Genomic DNA, 2514 nt, shown 5'->3' with positions numbered 1-2514 from the left:
CGGCCGCCGCGCTGCCCGCCCGGCTGCTGGGCGTGCGCCCCGGGGAGCGTGTGGCCGATCTCTGCGCCGCGCCCGGCGGCAAGACTGCGCAACTGGCCGCGGCCGGCGCCCAGGTGGTGGCGGTGGAGCGCGACCCGCGCCGCCTGGCCCGGCTGCGCGAGAACCTGGCGCGGCTGAAGCTGTCGGCGGAACTGGTGGAGGCCGACGCGTCGGGCTGGTCGCCGGCGGAAGCGGGGTTCGACGCCGTCCTGCTGGACGCGCCCTGCACCGCCACCGGCATCATCCGCCGCCACCCCGATATCCCGCACCTCAAGCGCCCCGGCGACGTGGGACAGATGGCCGAGACGCAGGCACGGCTGATGGCGCAGGCAGCCCGGCTGCTGCGCCCGGGCGGCCGGCTGGTGATGGCCACCTGTTCCCTGCAGCCGGAGGAGGGGGAGGCGCATCTGGCGCGTGCCGCCGCGCTCGGCCTGGTGCCGGAACCGATCCGCGCGGACGAGCTTCCGGGGCTCGAGCAGGCGCTGACGGCCCGCTCGACGCTGCGCACGCGGCCGGACATGTGGGCGGAGCGCGGTGGGCTGGACGGCTTCTTCGCGGCGCGCTTCGTCCGGACCTGACCGCTACCCGTGCGGCCGGGTCGACGCGACACAGCACGACGGATTTCTCGCGGTGGTAGAATTTGCCTGTCGGCGTCCGGAACCTGCGGTTAAGTTGCCCGAAGCGGCAGGGGCCGCGATTAAGGGACGGTTTCATGGTCACGCCGACCGACTACGGCCACAAGGTCTCCGGCACCGGTGTGGCACGCTACGAGAAGGTGGCGACCGGCGACGGCGGGGACGGGAAGTGGCACTGGATCGACCGCCAGAACCTCGACAATGCCTGCGGTCCCACCTGCGTCCGCATGGTGGTGAAGCTGGCCAGGGGCGAGAATATCGGGCAGGCCTATTTCGGCGGGCTCGTCGCGCTGTCAGAGCAGAGCCTCAGCGCCGCCGACACCTCTCCGCTCTCGGCCACCGCGCAGGGTGCGCACGACTTCGACGCCGCCGGCACGCTGTCCGCCCATCTCGTGAAGGCGCTCCAGGACTCCAAGATCGCCAGCGCGCGCAAGCTGGCAGCGACCACCACCGACTGGACAACGCATTGGGGCAAGTGCTCCGAGAAGAACCCGGGCATCCTCAGTTTCAAGTGGCCAAGCGGAAGCGCCCATTTCGTCGTGATCGCCGGTCCCATCAGCGGGAATGCGAACCGCTACCTGATACTCGACCCATGGTACGGGGTGCAGCACCTGGAATCGGCAGCGCCGATCACCTACAAGCCGCGCCGTGCGGGCGCGGTCACCGGCCAGGTCCTGGCCACCGGCGCGCTGCAGAAGATGGCCGCGATCGTCACCTACTGATCCGGCCGCGCCGCGGGGCGCGCTACCGCGCGCCGCCCCCCGGCCAGAACACCACGCGCAGCGTCTGCATCAGGATCAGCAGGTCGAACAGCACGGTGAAGTTCTTCACGTAATACAGGTCGTAGCTGAGCTTGGACCGCGCATCGTCCAGCGAGGCGCCGTAGGGGTAGTTCACCTGTGCCCAGCCGGTCAGCCCGGCACGCATGCGGTGGCGTTCGTCGTAGAGCGGCAGCTGCTCGGCCAGCGTCGCGGTGAATTCCGGCCGCTCCGGCCGCGGCCCGACGATGGACATGTCGCCGCGCAGCACGTTGATCAGCTGCGGCAGCTCGTCGATGCGGGTCTGGCGCAGGAAGCGGCCGAGCGCGGTGACGCGCGGGTCGCCCTTCGCGGCCCAGGTCGCGCCCTGCTTCTCGGCATCCACCCGCATGGTGCGCAGCTTCATGATCTGGAACACCCGCCCGCCCTGCGTCACCCGCGCCTGGCGGTAGATCGCCGGGCCGCCATCCTGCAGCTTCACCGCCAGCGCAGCGACCAGCAGGAAGGGGGCGGTCACGACCAGCAGACCGAGACTTACGGCAACGTCCAGCGCCCGCTTCAGCGCATGGTCCAGCGCGCTGTCCTTGAAGCCGTCGGAATAGAGCAGCCAGCCGAGCTCGATGCGCTTGATGTCGATGCGGCCGATCTCGCGCTCCAGCGCGCGCAGATATTCGCTGACCGGGAAGCCCGCGGTGCGGCAGGCCAGCAGCGCGGCCATCGGCAGGCCGCGGCGCTCGTCCGGGGCGACGATGATCTGCTCGGCGCCGAAGGCCTGCGCCGCCTCGAGGAAGCCGGTGCCGGGCGGGAAGAGGTGCAGCGTGGTGTCGCCGGCGATGCGCCGGTCCGTCTCCTCCGCCGCCGAGGCGGGCACCAGGGCGATGTCGTAGACCGGCGTACTGCCCTCCTTGCGCAGCAGCCAGGTCAGGTCCCAGGCGCGATGGCCGGCGCCGACCACCAGAAGCCGCTTCCGGAACAGTCCCACCCCGCGCAGCAGCGCCAGCAGCACGCGCGTGGCGATGCCCGCCGCCGCCAGCCCGACCGCGGCGGCGGCGAAGAGCGGCAGCGCACCCGGGCGCGGCGCG

At 71.8% G+C, this 2514-nt stretch carries 3 protein-coding genes; 2 read left to right on the top strand and 1 reads right to left on the bottom strand.

The annotated features are described in order from the left end of the window. A partial coding sequence (locus tag OZN99_RS29695; protein WP_270938819.1) for an RsmB/NOP family class I SAM-dependent RNA methyltransferase occupies window positions 1–617 on the top strand: 617 nt, incomplete at its 5' end. A gap of 134 nt (window positions 618–751) precedes the next feature. Further along, window positions 752–1396 (top strand): cysteine peptidase family C39 domain-containing protein, encoded by a 645-nt coding sequence (locus OZN99_RS29690; protein ID WP_270938818.1) that lies wholly within the window; start codon window positions 752–754, stop codon window positions 1394–1396. 22 nt (window positions 1397–1418) lie between these two features. Here the strand turns inward: OZN99_RS29690 and OZN99_RS29685 are convergent. After that, the coding region (locus OZN99_RS29685) for a TIGR03013 family XrtA/PEP-CTERM system glycosyltransferase (RefSeq protein ID WP_270938817.1) at window positions 1419–2514 on the bottom strand (1096 nt) is incomplete at its 5' end.

The sequence above is a fragment of the Falsiroseomonas oryzae genome, assembly GCF_027856955.1.
Classification (GTDB): domain Bacteria; phylum Pseudomonadota; class Alphaproteobacteria; order Acetobacterales; family Acetobacteraceae; genus Falsiroseomonas; species Falsiroseomonas oryzae.
The sequence above is the reverse complement of the archived record's forward strand: the minus strand, read 5'-3'. Positions and strand labels throughout refer to the sequence as shown.

Excerpts from the sequence above, each read along its gene's own strand:
- OZN99_RS29690 (WP_270938818.1), top strand. The coding sequence starts at position 752 with ATGGTCACGCCGACCGACTACGGCCACAAGGTCTCCGGCACCGGTGTG.